Annotated in this window: 11 protein-coding genes and 1 pseudogene; 6 read left to right on the forward strand and 6 right to left on the reverse strand. The window is 65.5% G+C overall.

What is annotated here, in order from left to right:
* Nucleotides 1-6: 6 nt before the first annotated feature.
* Both CKW46_RS04830 and CKW46_RS04835 read right to left on the reverse strand, forming a co-directional pair.
* Nucleotides 7-180, reverse strand: coding sequence for a DUF2613 domain-containing protein (locus CKW46_RS04830; RefSeq protein ID WP_012392467.1), 174 nt, complete (start codon nucleotides 178-180; stop codon nucleotides 7-9).
* A 68-nt stretch (nucleotides 181-248) separates the two neighbouring features.
* Nucleotides 249-506, reverse strand: a complete 258-nt coding sequence (locus tag CKW46_RS04835) for a DUF2613 domain-containing protein (RefSeq protein WP_482052901.1) — start codon at nucleotides 504-506, stop codon at nucleotides 249-251.
* 103 nt (nucleotides 507-609) lie between these two features.
* On the opposite strand from CKW46_RS04835, the gene CKW46_RS04840 reads away from it, so the two are divergent.
* The 3 genes from CKW46_RS04840 (at nucleotide 610) to CKW46_RS04850 (ending at nucleotide 3836) form a co-directional block, all read left to right on the forward strand.
* Nucleotides 610-1803 (forward strand): glycoside hydrolase family 3 N-terminal domain-containing protein, encoded by a 1194-nt coding sequence (locus tag CKW46_RS04840; protein WP_482052902.1) that lies wholly within the window; start codon nucleotides 610-612, stop codon nucleotides 1801-1803.
* A gap of 86 nt (nucleotides 1804-1889) precedes the next feature.
* Nucleotides 1890-2516, forward strand: a complete 627-nt coding sequence (locus tag CKW46_RS04845; protein WP_012392470.1) for a TetR/AcrR family transcriptional regulator — start codon at nucleotides 1890-1892, stop codon at nucleotides 2514-2516.
* 18 nt (nucleotides 2517-2534) lie between these two features.
* Complete coding sequence (locus CKW46_RS04850; RefSeq protein WP_482053364.1) at nucleotides 2535-3836, forward strand: chloride channel protein; 1302 nt, start codon at nucleotides 2535-2537, stop codon at nucleotides 3834-3836.
* 11 nt (nucleotides 3837-3847) lie between these two features.
* Here the strand turns inward: CKW46_RS04850 and CKW46_RS04855 are convergent, their stop codons facing one another.
* Together CKW46_RS04855 and CKW46_RS04860 are read right to left on the reverse strand one after the other, a co-directional pair.
* Entirely contained in the window at nucleotides 3848-4699 is an 852-nt protein-coding gene (locus CKW46_RS04855) for a MaoC/PaaZ C-terminal domain-containing protein (protein ID WP_011739366.1), read from the reverse strand.
* A gap of 18 nt (nucleotides 4700-4717) precedes the next feature.
* Nucleotides 4718-6082, reverse strand: coding sequence for a 3-oxoacyl-ACP reductase (locus CKW46_RS04860; RefSeq protein WP_482052903.1), 1365 nt, complete (start codon nucleotides 6080-6082; stop codon nucleotides 4718-4720).
* A 169-nt stretch (nucleotides 6083-6251) separates the two neighbouring features.
* Between CKW46_RS04860 and CKW46_RS04865 the strand changes: the two genes are divergently transcribed.
* The gene (locus CKW46_RS04865) at nucleotides 6252-7577 is read left to right on the forward strand and encodes an acetyl-CoA C-acetyltransferase (RefSeq protein ID WP_011739368.1); all 1326 of its coding nucleotides are present in this window, start codon (nucleotides 6252-6254) and stop codon (nucleotides 7575-7577) included.
* A 298-nt stretch (nucleotides 7578-7875) separates the two neighbouring features.
* Here CKW46_RS04865 and CKW46_RS04870 read toward each other — a convergent pair whose 3' ends face one another.
* On the reverse strand, nucleotides 7876-9711 hold the full coding sequence (locus tag CKW46_RS04870) for an acyl-CoA dehydrogenase (RefSeq protein ID WP_015354253.1): 1836 nt from the start codon (nucleotides 9709-9711) through the stop codon (nucleotides 7876-7878).
* Nucleotides 9712-10253: 542 nt separating this feature from the next.
* Here CKW46_RS04870 and CKW46_RS04875 point away from each other — a divergent pair.
* Both CKW46_RS04875 and CKW46_RS04880 read left to right on the forward strand, forming a co-directional pair.
* Nucleotides 10254-10742, forward strand: a complete 489-nt coding sequence (locus CKW46_RS04875; protein WP_012392475.1) for a flavin reductase family protein — start codon at nucleotides 10254-10256, stop codon at nucleotides 10740-10742.
* A gap of 231 nt (nucleotides 10743-10973) precedes the next feature.
* Nucleotides 10974-11183, forward strand: coding sequence for a hypothetical protein (locus tag CKW46_RS04880; RefSeq protein WP_117435537.1), 210 nt, complete (start codon nucleotides 10974-10976; stop codon nucleotides 11181-11183).
* Here the strand turns inward: CKW46_RS04880 and CKW46_RS04885 are convergent.
* Nucleotides 11180-12383 (reverse strand): annotated as a pseudogene (locus tag CKW46_RS04885) (ISAs1-like element IS2404/ISMul1 family transposase). The gene CKW46_RS04880 and the pseudogene CKW46_RS04885 overlap by 4 nt on opposite strands.
* Between the last annotated feature and the right edge of the window lie 27 nt (nucleotides 12384-12410).

Raw genomic sequence — 12410 nt, forward strand, 5'->3', positions numbered from 1 at the left:
GCCGGACTAGCTACGGTTGCCGTACTCGACCCGGTTGAGCACTGACGACGACGGATCGCCCCCGGGAAGTGGCGGTTTCGTGTCCTGCTGCACCATCACGGTGATCCCGAAGATTGCGGCCGCGCCCAGCAACAGACCAACCACCACGCTCGCGGCGGCAGGCGCGACGATCCGGTTCATCGAATGGCTCCTTGAGGCGTGGGGTCGTGGCTAGAAAAACCTAGCCGTCAACCTAGCAGAACAAGCGCTCATGGCTGCCGGGAGCGATCGGCCGGGCGTTGTTGACTGTTCAAACACGGTGTCGTCTCACCGCATGGGGGTGGGCAGTAGTCATGCAGGCAACGGTCCCCGTACTCCACGATGGTGGGCGCTGAGGGATCCGACGGCACATCGGTGGAGACCGTGCTGCCGCTGTGCACCACGAGGGTTAGGCCAACGGTGGCCGCCGCACCGATCGACAGGCCGGCCGCGATGCTGGCCGCCGCGGCCAGGGTGAACCCGGGCATACAGCTCGTCCCTCTAGCCCCACTTCGGCACGGGGTCGGTCGACAACGTAACAGGGGTTGCCCCCCGGGCCCGCGATGAAACACAGCGTGACAGCATGTCCGGATGGCTTTTCCGCGCACACTGGCGGTACTTGCCGCCGCGTCAGCGCTGGTGGCGGCCTGCAGCCACGGCGGAACACGCACCGGATCCTCCTCGACCACGACCTCGGCGGGCGCTAGCCCGTCAGCCACCAGCTCGACCCCGATGGCCGCTGCGGCCCCCCGGATTTGTGCTGACCCCGCGGCCGTGCCGGCGGCGATGCCCAACGTTCGAGACAAACTGGCCCAGTTGCTCATGGTCGGCGTCCGCGATGGCGATGACGCCAGGGCCGTGGTCACCAACTACCGCGTGGGCGGGATCCTCATCGGTAGCGACACCGATTTGTCGATCTTGACCAACGGTGTGCTGAAGGACATCGTTGCCGGCTCCGGCCCGCTGCCGGTGGCGGTGAGCGTCGACGAAGAAGGCGGCCGGGTGTCCCGGCTGAAGTCATTGCTCGGAGGCCGGGGGCCCTCGGCGCGGGAGCTGGCCCGCACCGACACCGTCGACCAGGTCTACGACGTGGCGCTGCAGCGGGGCCGCAAGATGAGGGAGCTGGGCATCACCGTTGACCTGGCGCCGGTGGTTGATGTCACCGATGCCCCGGACGACACCGTGATCGGGGACCGGTCGTTTGGTTCTAACCCGGAGACGGTCACCGAATATGCCGGTGCCTACGCGCGCGGCTTGCGCGACGCCGGGCTGTTGCCGGTGCTCAAACACTTCCCCGGGCACGGGCGTGCCTCGGGTGATTCGCACACCGGCGGGGTCGTTACGCCGCCGCTGAGTGACTTGCAGGACAGCGATCTGGTGCCCTATCGGACGCTGGTGACCCAAACCCCGGTGGCGGTGATGCTCGGCCACCTCCAGGTCCCGGGTCTGACCGGCGACGAGCCGGCCAGCCTCAGCAAGAACGCGGTGGACCTGCTGCGTAACGGCACCGGTTATGGCGGACCGCCGTTCGATGGCCCGATCTTCAGTGACGACCTATCCAGCATGGCCGCGATCTCCGACCGCTACGGCGTGACCGAGGCGGTGCTGCGCAGCTTGCAGGCCGGTACCGACATCGCATTGTGGGTAAGTACTGAAGAGGTGCCCGCCGTGCTGGATCGGTTGGAACAGGCGCTGGCCGCCGGTGAGCTGCAGATGTCGGCGGTCGACGCATCATTGGTCCGGGTGGCGCGGATGAAGAACGTCAGCGCCAGCTGTGGGCACTAGCGGGTGTGCGGCGAGGCGGTATTGCCTACTCTAGGGTCAGATAGACCGGCTAGTGAGGCCAAGAAAGGGCTAAAAAGGGGATAGCAATGGCAGGTGGCACCAAGCGGCTACCGCGCGCCATCCGTGAGCAGCAGATGCTTGATGCGGCCGTGCAGATGTTCTCGGCCAACGGGTACCACGAGACCTCGATGGACACGATTGCCGCCGCGGCGCAGATCTCCAAGCCGATGCTCTACCTGTACTACGGCTCGAAGGAAGATTTGTTCGGCGCCTGTCTGAACCGTGAGATGAGCCGGTTCATCGATGCGGTGCGCGCCGACATCGACTTGAGTCAGAGCCCCAAGGACCTGTTGCGCAACGCCATCGTGTCCTTCCTGCGCTATATCGACCAAAACCAGGCGTCGTGGATCGTGATGTACACCCAGGCGGTCAGCTCACAGGCCTTCGCTCAGACGGTGCGGGAGGGGCGCGAGCAGATCGTCGAACTGGTGGCCGGGATGCTGCGCGCCGGCACCCGGAGCCCGCGCTCCGACGCCGAAATCGACATGATGGCGGCCGCCCTGGTGGGCGCGGGCGAGGCCGTGGCCAACCGGCTCAGCGCTGGTGACACCGATGTCGACGAGGCGGCCGAGATGATGATCGATCTCTTCTGGCGCGGCCTCAAGGGCGCGCCGTCGGATCGGGAGATCGGCTCGAACTTCGCCGCGGGCTAGATTCGGGCGGTGACCATATTGCCCGCCTCCTTCTCGGGTCGCTTCGCGTCCGTCCTCAGGCGAGCATCCCGGCCCGATGTCGACTTCTTCTGTGCGGTAGTCATTGTCGGGCTGCTGGCCGGGGTCGCCGGATTGTCCACCACCGTGGTGCTGCGCTTCGTCGAACACCTCACCTACCACTACGCTTTCGGCTCCCTGCTGGAAGGCATCACTGGCAGCAGCCCCGTTCGCCGGGCCCTGGGGCCGATGGTTGGGGGAGCGTTGGCGGGCCTGGGCTGGTGGTTACTGCGCCGCAGAACCGATGTGCCGCCGCTGGCGGGAACCATCGCCGATCACGCCCGGATACCGCGGCGGACCTGGAGCGTCGATGCGCTGCTGCAAGTTGTGTTGGTCGGCTCGGGTGCTTCGCTGGGCCGAGAGGGCGCCCCACGTCAATTCGCAGCGGCGTTAAGCGATTTCGCGACTACGTGGTTGAGGCGGCTGTCACCCGGAGATCGAGAGATTCTGCTGGCCTGTGCGGCCGGGGCCGGGGCCGGGCTGGGGGCGGTCTATGCCGTCCCGTTGGCAGGGGCGCTTTTCGCGCTGCGGATCATGTTGAACACCTGGAATATCCGGGCCCTCGGTGCGGCGCTGATCACGTCCAGCCTGGCCGTCGCGATCGGTTCGCTCGTCACCCACGATCGGCCCGAACTCGATTGGCCCAGTGCGGAATCAACGTATCTACTGAGTGCACATGCGTTGGCGTTGGCCCCGGTGGCCTTCGTGGTGGGTGTGGCCTTCAATCGCATCATGGCCGCGGCGCGGCCGGCCAGCCTGGTGCGGTCCTGGACGTTGATCCCCGGCCTCGCCGCCGCCGGGCTGGCGATCGGCATCTGTTCGCATTGGTGGCCGGAGCTACCCGGCAACGGCAAGAGCATCCTCACGGTCAGCCTTGCCAGCGGGATGACGCTGTCGGCCGCGGCCGTGATCTTGGTGCTCAAACCGCTGCTCACCGCGCTGTTCTTGCGGGTCGGGGGAGCGGGCGGCATGCTCACGCCGTCGTTGGCCACCGGCGCCGCCGCCGGATCATTGCTGGTCCTGGCAATCGACGCGGTCGCCGGAACCCACCTGCATGGGCCGGTGATCTCGCTGGCCGCTGCCGCCGGAGTGCTCGCGGTCACTCAGGGCTCACCCATCTGGGCGGCGATCTTCGTCTGGGAGCTGGCCCGGCCACCGATTTGGATGCTGGTGGTCTTCCTGGTCACCGCGGTGGGCGCCCACGGGCTCAAGACGCTCGTGCTGGGGCGTCGACTGCCCCTGCGCGACCACCGGGCGGGCTGAGCCCCACCGCCCTAGAGCGGCTTAATGGTCGCGGTCAGGTGCGGGTAGCCCTTGGACATGTTGCGCAACGCAATTTCCCAGCCGGGGTCGGCCGCGTCGGCCTCGTCGATATAGAGGCCCGCGGTGGCCGGCAGCAACACCGGCTTTCCGAGCCGGACCGAATACCGCACCGCATCCGGGATCTTGGCTTCGATGTTCGCCAATACCGCTGCAGCGCTGAACATCCCGTGCGCAATAACGGTAGGGAAGCCAAACAGTTTCGCCGCGATCGAATTGGTGTGGATCGGGTTGTGATCGCCGCCGACCGCCGCGTAGCGGCGGATTTGGGCAGGCGTGATCCGCAGCACCGCTGCCGGCGGCGGCAGCTTGGGCTGCTTCTGCGGCGGCGGCTTGGGTTCGCCGGACAGGCTCGTGCGTTGCTGGTGCAGGAACGTCGTCACCTGGTGCCAGGCGAGTTCGTTGCCGACGTTGATGTCGGTCACCAGGTCGACCATCAGGCCCTTGCGGTGCTCTCGCAGGTTCTCGGCGTGCACCTTGACACCGACGGTGTCGGTCACCGCGATCGGCCGGTACTGCGTGATGTGGTTCTCGGTGTGCACCGATCCCATTGCGGCAAAGGGAAAGTCAAACCCGGTGACCAGTGCCATCACCGATGGAAAGGCCAGCACGAACGGGTAGGTCAGCGGCACGTTGTTGCGGTACCGCAAGCCGGTGACCGCCGCATAGGCCGCCACGTTGGTGTGGTCGATGGGAAGTTCCTCGACGCTGACCGTGCGGTTGGGCAGCGCGTCCCCACGCGGCACCACGGGCAATGCCCCTGCCGCCGCGCGCAGCATGTTTTTCAGGCCGCTTGGCTGGTTCACTTTGATTCCCCTTCGCGGTCAGGCGCCGATCATGGCCTGGCCGCAGACGCGAATGACGTTTCCGGTCACTGCGTTTGATGCCGGGCTGGCGAAATACGCGATGGCTTCGGCGACATCGACGGGCTGTCCACCCTGCAGCAAGGAGTTCAGCCGGCGTCCCACCTCGCGGGTGGCCAGCGGAATGGCGGCAGTCATCTTGGTCTCGATGAATCCCGGCGCGACGGCGTTGATCGTGATGTCCTTCTCGGCCAGGCTCGGTGCCAGCGCCTGAGCGATGCCGATCATGCCGGCCTTGGTGGCGCCGTAGTTGGTCTGCCCACGGTTGCCCGCGATTCCGGCGATCGAGGACAGCCCGACCACCCGGCCACCCGCACCGATGCTGCCATTGCCGACCAGGCCCTCGGTGAGGCGCAGCGGGGCGAGCAGATTGACGGCGATGACCGAGTCCCAGCGGGCGTCGTCCATGTTGGCCAGCAACTTGTCTCGGGTGATGCCGGCGTTGTTGACCAGGATGTCGGCCTTCCTGCCGTGGTGGTCGCGTAGATGCTCGGTGATCTTGTCCACGGCGTCGTCGGCGGTCACGTCCAGCCACAGCGGGGTGCCGCCGACGCTGGCGGCCGTCTCGGCCAGCGCGTCTGCGGCGGACTCCACGTCGATCGCGACGACGCTGGCGCCGTCACGGGCGAACACCTCGGCGATCGTCTGCCCGATGCCGCGGGCGGCGCCGGTCACGATGGCGACCTTGCCCTCTAGCGGCCGGTCCCAGTCGGCCGGCGGTGTGGAGTCGGCCGCGCCGACGTAGAAGACCTGGCCGTCGACATATGCCGACTTCGCCGACAAGATGAACCGCACGGTCGATTCCAGCCCGGTGGCGGCCGGTTTGGCCTCCGGCGACAGGTAGACCAGCGCCGCGGTGCTGCCCCGGCGCAATTCCTTGGCCAGCGACCGGGTGAAGCCCTCCAGCGCCCGCTGCGCGATCCGCTCATGATTGTTGTCGATGGCGTCGGGTGTGGTGCCCACCACCACCACCCTCGCGGAGGCGCCCAGATTGCGCAGGACGGGCTTGAAGAAGTCGTGCAGCCCTTTGAGTCCGGCCGGGTCGGTAATGCCGGTAGCGTCGAAAACAAGGCCGCCGAACGAGTCGGCCCAGCGCCCGCCCAGGTTATTGCTCACCTGGTCGTAGTCCTTGGCGAGGGCGGCGCGCAGCGGCTCGGCCACCCGGCCCTCACCCCCGATCAGCAGCGAACCGGCCAGCGGCGGGTCCCCCGGGCGGTAACGGCGCAGCGTCTCGGCTTGCGGAACACCAAGTTGCTTGGCCACAAACGTTCCGGGGCCGGAGTTGACGACCTGCGAGAACAGATCGGACGAGAGCCTGGGTGCCACTGAGCTGCCTTCCGTGTCGGGTGTGCGATGTAGGAGCCACCGTATCGAGGACGAACTTACTTCAGAGTAAGAACAGTGGGTAGTATGGCCCCCGACTGCCGATCCCCCAAAACCCAAAGCTCAAGTACATACGTACATACCGAGAGCTCAAGTACCTACGGAGAGAAAAGTGGCCCCTGCTGCTGAGAAGAATGCCCAGACCAAGCGGCGAGTCGCCGTCCTGGGGGGTAATCGAATCCCCTTCGCCCGGTCCGACGGCGCTTACGCCGAAGCGTCCAACCAGGACATGTTCACCGCGGCGCTGGCCGGGCTGGTGGACCGGTTTGACCTGCGCGGGCAACGGCTGGGCGCCGTCGTCGGTGGTGCCGTGCTCAAGCACAGCCGCGACTTCAACCTGATGCGCGAATGCGTGTTGGGATCAGAGCTGTCCCCGTACACCGCGGCGTGTGACTTGCAGCAAGCCTGCGGGACCGGCCTGCAGGCCGCGATCGCTGCCGCTGACGGGATCGCCGCCGGACGTTATGAGGTTGCGGCGGCCGGCGGCGTGGACACCACCTCGGACCCGCCGATCGGGCTGGGTGAGGACCTGCGCCGCACCCTGCTGCGGCTGCGTCGGGCCAAGTCCAACGTGCACAGGCTGCGCCTGGTGGGTGGGCTGCCGGCCAATCTGGGAGTCGAGATCCCGGCCAACAGCGAGCCCCGGACCGGGCTGTCGATGGGCGATCACGCCGCCATCACCGCCAAGCAGATGGGTATCAAACGCGTTGACCAGGACGAACTGGCTGCGGCCAGTCATCGCAACATGGCCGACGCCTACGACCGCGGATTCTTCGACGACCTGGTGACGCCATTCTTGGGGCTGTACCGTGACGACAACCTGCGCCCCAACTCGAGCGTCGAGAAGCTCGCCTCGCTGCGCCCGGTATTCGGCGTCAAGGCCGGCGACGCCACCATGACGGCGGGCAACTCGACTCCGCTGACCGACGGTGCCTCGGTTGCGTTGCTGTCCAGCGAGCAATGGGCGCAGGAGCATTCGTTGTCGCCGCTGGCCTACCTCGTGGACGCCGAGACGGCCGCGGTGGACTACGTCAACGGCAACGACGGTCTGTTGATGGCGCCCACCTACGCCGTGCCGCGATTGCTGGCCCGCAACGGGTTGACGCTGCAAGATTTCGACTTCTACGAGATCCACGAGGCCTTCGCCTCGGTGGTGTTGGCGCACCTGCAGGCATGGGAGTCCGAGGAGTACTGCAAGCAGCGCCTGGGACTGGACGCCGCGCTTGGTTCGATCGACCGGTCCAAGCTCAACGTCAACGGTTCATCGTTGGCCGCCGGGCACCCGTTCGCGGCGACTGGTGGACGGATACTGGCGCAGACCGCCAAGCAGCTGGCCGAGAAGAAGGCCGAGCGCAAGGGATCGGCCCAGCCCGTGCGCGCGCTGATCTCGATCTGCGCTGCCGGCGGTCAGGGCGTGGCCGCAATCCTGGAGGCCTGAACCCCCAGTTGACGCCGGCCGCTCGGCGGAACTTCGGTGCCCGCGGTTTGTAACCCCATCTGATGGGTATCTAACTGATTGGAAAGCCCCGTGTTGTGGTCTGACCCCCGACCCCGACCGCAACGCGGGGCAATCCGTTAGATCGACCGCCGGTCATCGGTATTGATGGGCGTACGAAAAGGGCCGCCGCTGGAACGAGGGGAGCCAGCGGCGGTCTTTTTGGTTGAGAAAAAAGTTGAGCCCCCGTTCCTGGAACGGGGGTTCAACTAACGGGGGCTCAACTGTTGATCGGGGTGCTCTAGAAGGCGGCTTCGTCGAGCTCCATGATGTCGTTGTCCAGCGTGTCGATCACCTCGCGGGTGCTGGTCAGCAGGGGCAAGAAGTTCTTGGCGAAGAACGACGCCACCGCCACCTTGCCCTCGTAGAACGACCGCTCGTCGCCGGTGGCGCCCGCGTCGAGTGCCGCGACGGCCACCGCTGCCTGACGCTGCAGCAACCAGGCGATGACCAGGTCGCCGACACTCATCAGGAAGCGCACCGAACCCAGGCCGACCTTGTAGAGGCTGTTGATGTCCTGCTGCGCGGCCATCAAGTAGCCGGTCAGGGTGGCTGCCATTGCCTGCACGTCGGTGAGCGCCTTGGCCAGCAGTGCGCGTTCGGTCTTCAAACGGCCGTTGCCGGTCTCGCTGTCGACGAACTCTTGGATCTGGCCGGAAACGTGGGCCAGCGCCACACCCTTGTCGCGGACGATCTTGCGGAAGAAGAAGTCCTGAGCCTGGATGGCGGTGGTGCCTTCGTACAGGGAGTCGATCTTGGCGTCCCGGATGTACTGCTCGATCGGGTAGTCCTGCAGGAAGCCGGACCCACCGAGGGTCTGCAGGCTCTCGGTGAGCTTGGCGTACGCCTGCTCGGAGCCGACACCCTTGACCACCGGCAGCAGCAGGTCGTTGATCTTGACCGCCAGCTTGGCGTCCACACCGTGCGCGGCCTCGGCGACCGCGGCGTCCTGGAAGGTGGCGGTGTAGAGGTACAGCGCACGCAGGCCCTCGGCGTATGCCTTCTGGGTCATCAGCGAACGACGCACGTCGGGGTGATGGGTGATGGTGACCCGGGGTGCCGTCTTGTCGGTCATCTGGGTCAGGTCGGCGCCTTGTACGCGGGACTTGGCGTACTCGAGTGCGTTGAGGTAGCCGGTCGACAGCGTGGCGATCGCCTTGGTGCCGACCATCATGCGGGCCTGCTCGATGACCTCGAACATTTGCGCGATGCCCTCGTGTACCTCCCCGATCAGCCAGCCCTTGGCCGGCACGCCGTGCTGGCCAAGCGACAGCTCGCAGGTCGCGGATACCTTCAGGCCCATCTTGTGCTCGACGTTGGTGACGAATACGCCGTTGCGCTCGCCCAGCTCGCCGGTCTCGAAGTCGAACAGGAACTTGGGCACGAAGAACAGCGACAGTCCCTTGGTGCCCGGACCGGCGCCCTCGGGGCGGGCCAGCACCAAGTGGAAGATGTTCTCGAACAGGTCGTCGGAGTCACCCGAGGTGATGAACCGCTTGACCCCGTCGATGTGCCAGGAACCGTCGGTCTGCTCGACGGCCTTGGTCCGCCCGGCGCCTACGTCCGAGCCGGCGTCCGGCTCGGTGAGCACCATCGTCGAACCCCAGCCGCGCTCGCTGGCCATCACGGCCCACTTCTTCTGCTCCTCGGTACCGAGGTGGTACATGATCTGGGCGAAGCCAGCGCCGCCGGAGTACATCCACACCGCCGGGTTGGCGCCGAGAAGGTGCTCGTGCAGCGCCCCCATCAGGGCCCGGGGCATCGGCATGCCGCCGAGTTCCTCGTCCAGGCCGGCCTTGTCCCAACCGGCTTCGATGACGGCACGCACCGAGTCCTTGAAAGACTCCGGCAGAGTCACCGTGTGGGTCTTCGGGTCGAAAACCGGCGGGTTGCGGTCACCCTCGATGAACGACGCGGCGACCGGGCCTTCGGCCAGCCGGCTGATCTCGGTCAGCATTTCGCGGGCGGTGTCGGTGTCCAGATCGCTGAACTGACCTTCGCCCAAAGCCTTGTCAACGCCCAGCACCTCGAAGAGGTTGAATACCTGGTCACGGACGTTGCTCTTGTAGTGGCTCACTACGGTCCTCCTCGTTGAAGAATGCCACATGATGGTTGGGTACTAGGTTCTAAGTTACCCACCAGTAACACCGATAAAATATATCGGTTTGATACTTGTTCGCAAGTTGATGTGAGCTACATTGCACGACCAAACCAACCAACCGGTTGGGACCATGGTTTCCGATCCACCGGCGGTGTCCTCTAGCTGCGGTGATGGCGGCGGCATGGCGGATGTGGGGCGCGTCACCACGGGGTCGAATGGCGGATCTGCGGGCCAACCGGGCCTGCGTAATGGCCGCCGCGTGGCCGCCCACGCACTGCGTTTGTGCCATTTCCTCGGAGGCGGTGCGCGCGACCCGTTTATTGGTGTCGGTCAGCGATTCATGCCTAATTCGGCTCCCCCGATCGGGGCGGCGGGCTCAGTTGGGGGTGCGGACTCGCGCCGCCAGCTCTGGACAGCCCGATTGCCGGTCATCCCGATCTGGTCACTGCCCGCGGGTATCCGGCGAGTAGGGTCGGTGACCAGAAATTGTCCTCGGCTCAAGGGGCGCTTGAAGTCTGGTGAATCCACAGAGCAACCTGACACCATCGTCGCTGCGCGAAGCGTTTGGCCACTTTCCATCCGGTGTGGTGGCGATCGCCGCGGAGATCAATGGCGCGCGGGAAGGCCTCGCGGCCAGCACCTTTGTTCCCGTCTCGCTGGATCCGCCGCTGGTTTCTTTTTGTGTGCAGAACGTTTCGACGACCTGGCCCAAACTCAAAGGCGCACCCATGCTGGGTATCAGCGTGCTCGGCGAAGCTCATGACGAGGCGGCGCGCACGCTGGCCGCGAAGACGGGGGACCGCTTCGCCGGTTTGGAGACGGTGTGCAACGACAGCGGTGCCGTCTTCATCAAGGGCACCAGTTTGTGGCTGGAAAGCGCCATTGAGCAGCTGATTCCCGCCGGGGACCACACCATCGTGGTGTTGCGGGTCAGCGAGGTCACCGTGGACGCGCAGGTGGCGCCGATCGTATTTCACCGAAGTGTGTTTCGTCGCCTGGGCGTGTGACCAGTCGAACTTCTCGAACACGATCCGCCGTGTTCTGGTGGGGAATCACGGGTCTTGACCTGGCGGTGATGATCCGGCGCACCATTTTCGGGCCGGCGTAGCGCGCGGGGGTCGCTTTCTTTTCGTGCGGGTGCGGGTGTGGGGCGCCAAATTGTGGACACGAATGCCTGGCGCCGCGGCGGTACTAATTAGTACCCTGTTTTTTTTTGCGTTTCCGTGCAGGAGGTGCAGATGGGAATCGACCGCGACTTCGCCCACTCGATTCCTGGTGCCCCCGACACCGCAGATTCTGATGCTTTTGCGGCGATCATTGGTGGGGCTGAGGGCGTTGCCGGATTGATCGCGTCACCCATGCGCTGGAAGGGCCCCTCGGGCCATTCGTGCTGGTTTGCGAATGCGCCCGACGTGGGGGCGACCCAGGGCTCCGGCGTTGTTGATTAGGAGGCTTGTGAGCTGGGGAATTGTGGATTGAGGAGGTCTAGGCGGCGGTTGGCGGTCAATGCGGTGATCCGGCAGGCTTCGGCGATGTTGTCGGCGCCGTTGAGGCGGTGCAGATTGATCGCGGTGTTGCGTAGCGTTGCTAGGACCTGTGCGCCGTTTCCGGTATGTGCCCTTTGATGGTCTTCGTCGAAGGTGACGTCGCGTATCCAGTGCAGGCTGTTCTCGATTCCCCAGTGTTGACGCATCCAGGTCATGATCGCGGTAGGGCGGGCGTGCTCGAACGGCAGGCTGCAGATGGCATAGACCACCTCCACGCTGCGCTGGTCGGTGGCGGTGATCAAGCGTTCACGAGTGATCCGGATGATTTGTTTTGCGTAGGGGAAGCCGATTCCTCGTGCAGCGGTGATGATTTGCAGGGTGCGGGTCTCGACACGGCCGTGGCCGCGGGAGTCATCGGTAGCGGCTGCGGGCACCTCGGCCCAGGGCAGCGCGGTGATACGCGCAAGTATTTTGGCTTGGTTGGACTTGACGATCATCAGGTAGTGCGACTTCAAGGTGGCGCAGATCAACTTCGCGGTGACGACCTGGGTATGCATCGCATCCACGGTGACCAGCCACCGCAAGCTACCCGGCAGCAGCGTGAGCAGGGCACGTACGCAGGGAATTTCATTGCTTTTCTCGGCGACAGCGAGTTGACCGAGCACCAATCGGGCACGGTGGGCGAACACCGACACGAGATGCGTGGCTGTCGCTTTGGCGCGTAAAGGCACCACGCAGCATCTTGCCGTCCAACGCGATCGGCACCAATCCACTGGGGTCGCTGCTGGCCACGTGTGCAGTGAAATAACTGCCCATCCTGGCGTTGAGGTCGGCGGGGTCTAGCCGAGACAAAACAGCGCGGAAGGTCTTCTCACTGGGCCGCCGGAACCGGACCCCTAATTGGGCCAACACATCATCGGGAGCGGTGGCCGCCCATGTGGCAAAACCAGCATAGCCGCGCATCCCCGCGGCAGTGGCCAGAACCGCGATCGCCAACAAAGCCATCAGCGAATACCTCCGACCGCGTGGGTCCCTCGGGTCTGGCACCGAGGCCAACACATCGAGAAACTCCGATCCGATGAGCTCGCTGCGCTCACCAGGACTCCAGCGGTCGAACACCTCTGGAACCGACGACACAGGCAATACTGAAACGGTAGGCACGGGCAACTCCAGACCAACGACGAACAG

The sequence above is a fragment of the Mycobacterium liflandii genome, from assembly GCF_022354805.1.
Lineage (GTDB): Bacteria > Actinomycetota > Actinomycetes > Mycobacteriales > Mycobacteriaceae > Mycobacterium > Mycobacterium marinum.

Bases quoted from the DNA above. Each gene is read 5' to 3' on its own strand.
- CKW46_RS04830 (WP_012392467.1), bottom strand. From the start codon at position 180: ATGAACCGGATCGTCGCGCCTGCCGCCGCGAGCGTGGTGGTTGGTCTG.
- CKW46_RS04835 (WP_482052901.1), bottom strand. From the start codon at position 506: ATGCCCGGGTTCACCCTGGCCGCGGCGGCCAGCATCGCGGCCGGCCTG.
- CKW46_RS04845 (WP_012392470.1), top strand. From the start codon at position 1,890: ATGGCAGGTGGCACCAAGCGGCTACCGCGCGCCATCCGTGAGCAGCAG.
- CKW46_RS04880 (WP_117435537.1), top strand. From the start codon at position 10,974: ATGGGAATCGACCGCGACTTCGCCCACTCGATTCCTGGTGCCCCCGAC.
- CKW46_RS04840 (WP_482052902.1), top strand. From the start codon at position 610: ATGGCTTTTCCGCGCACACTGGCGGTACTTGCCGCCGCGTCAGCGCTG.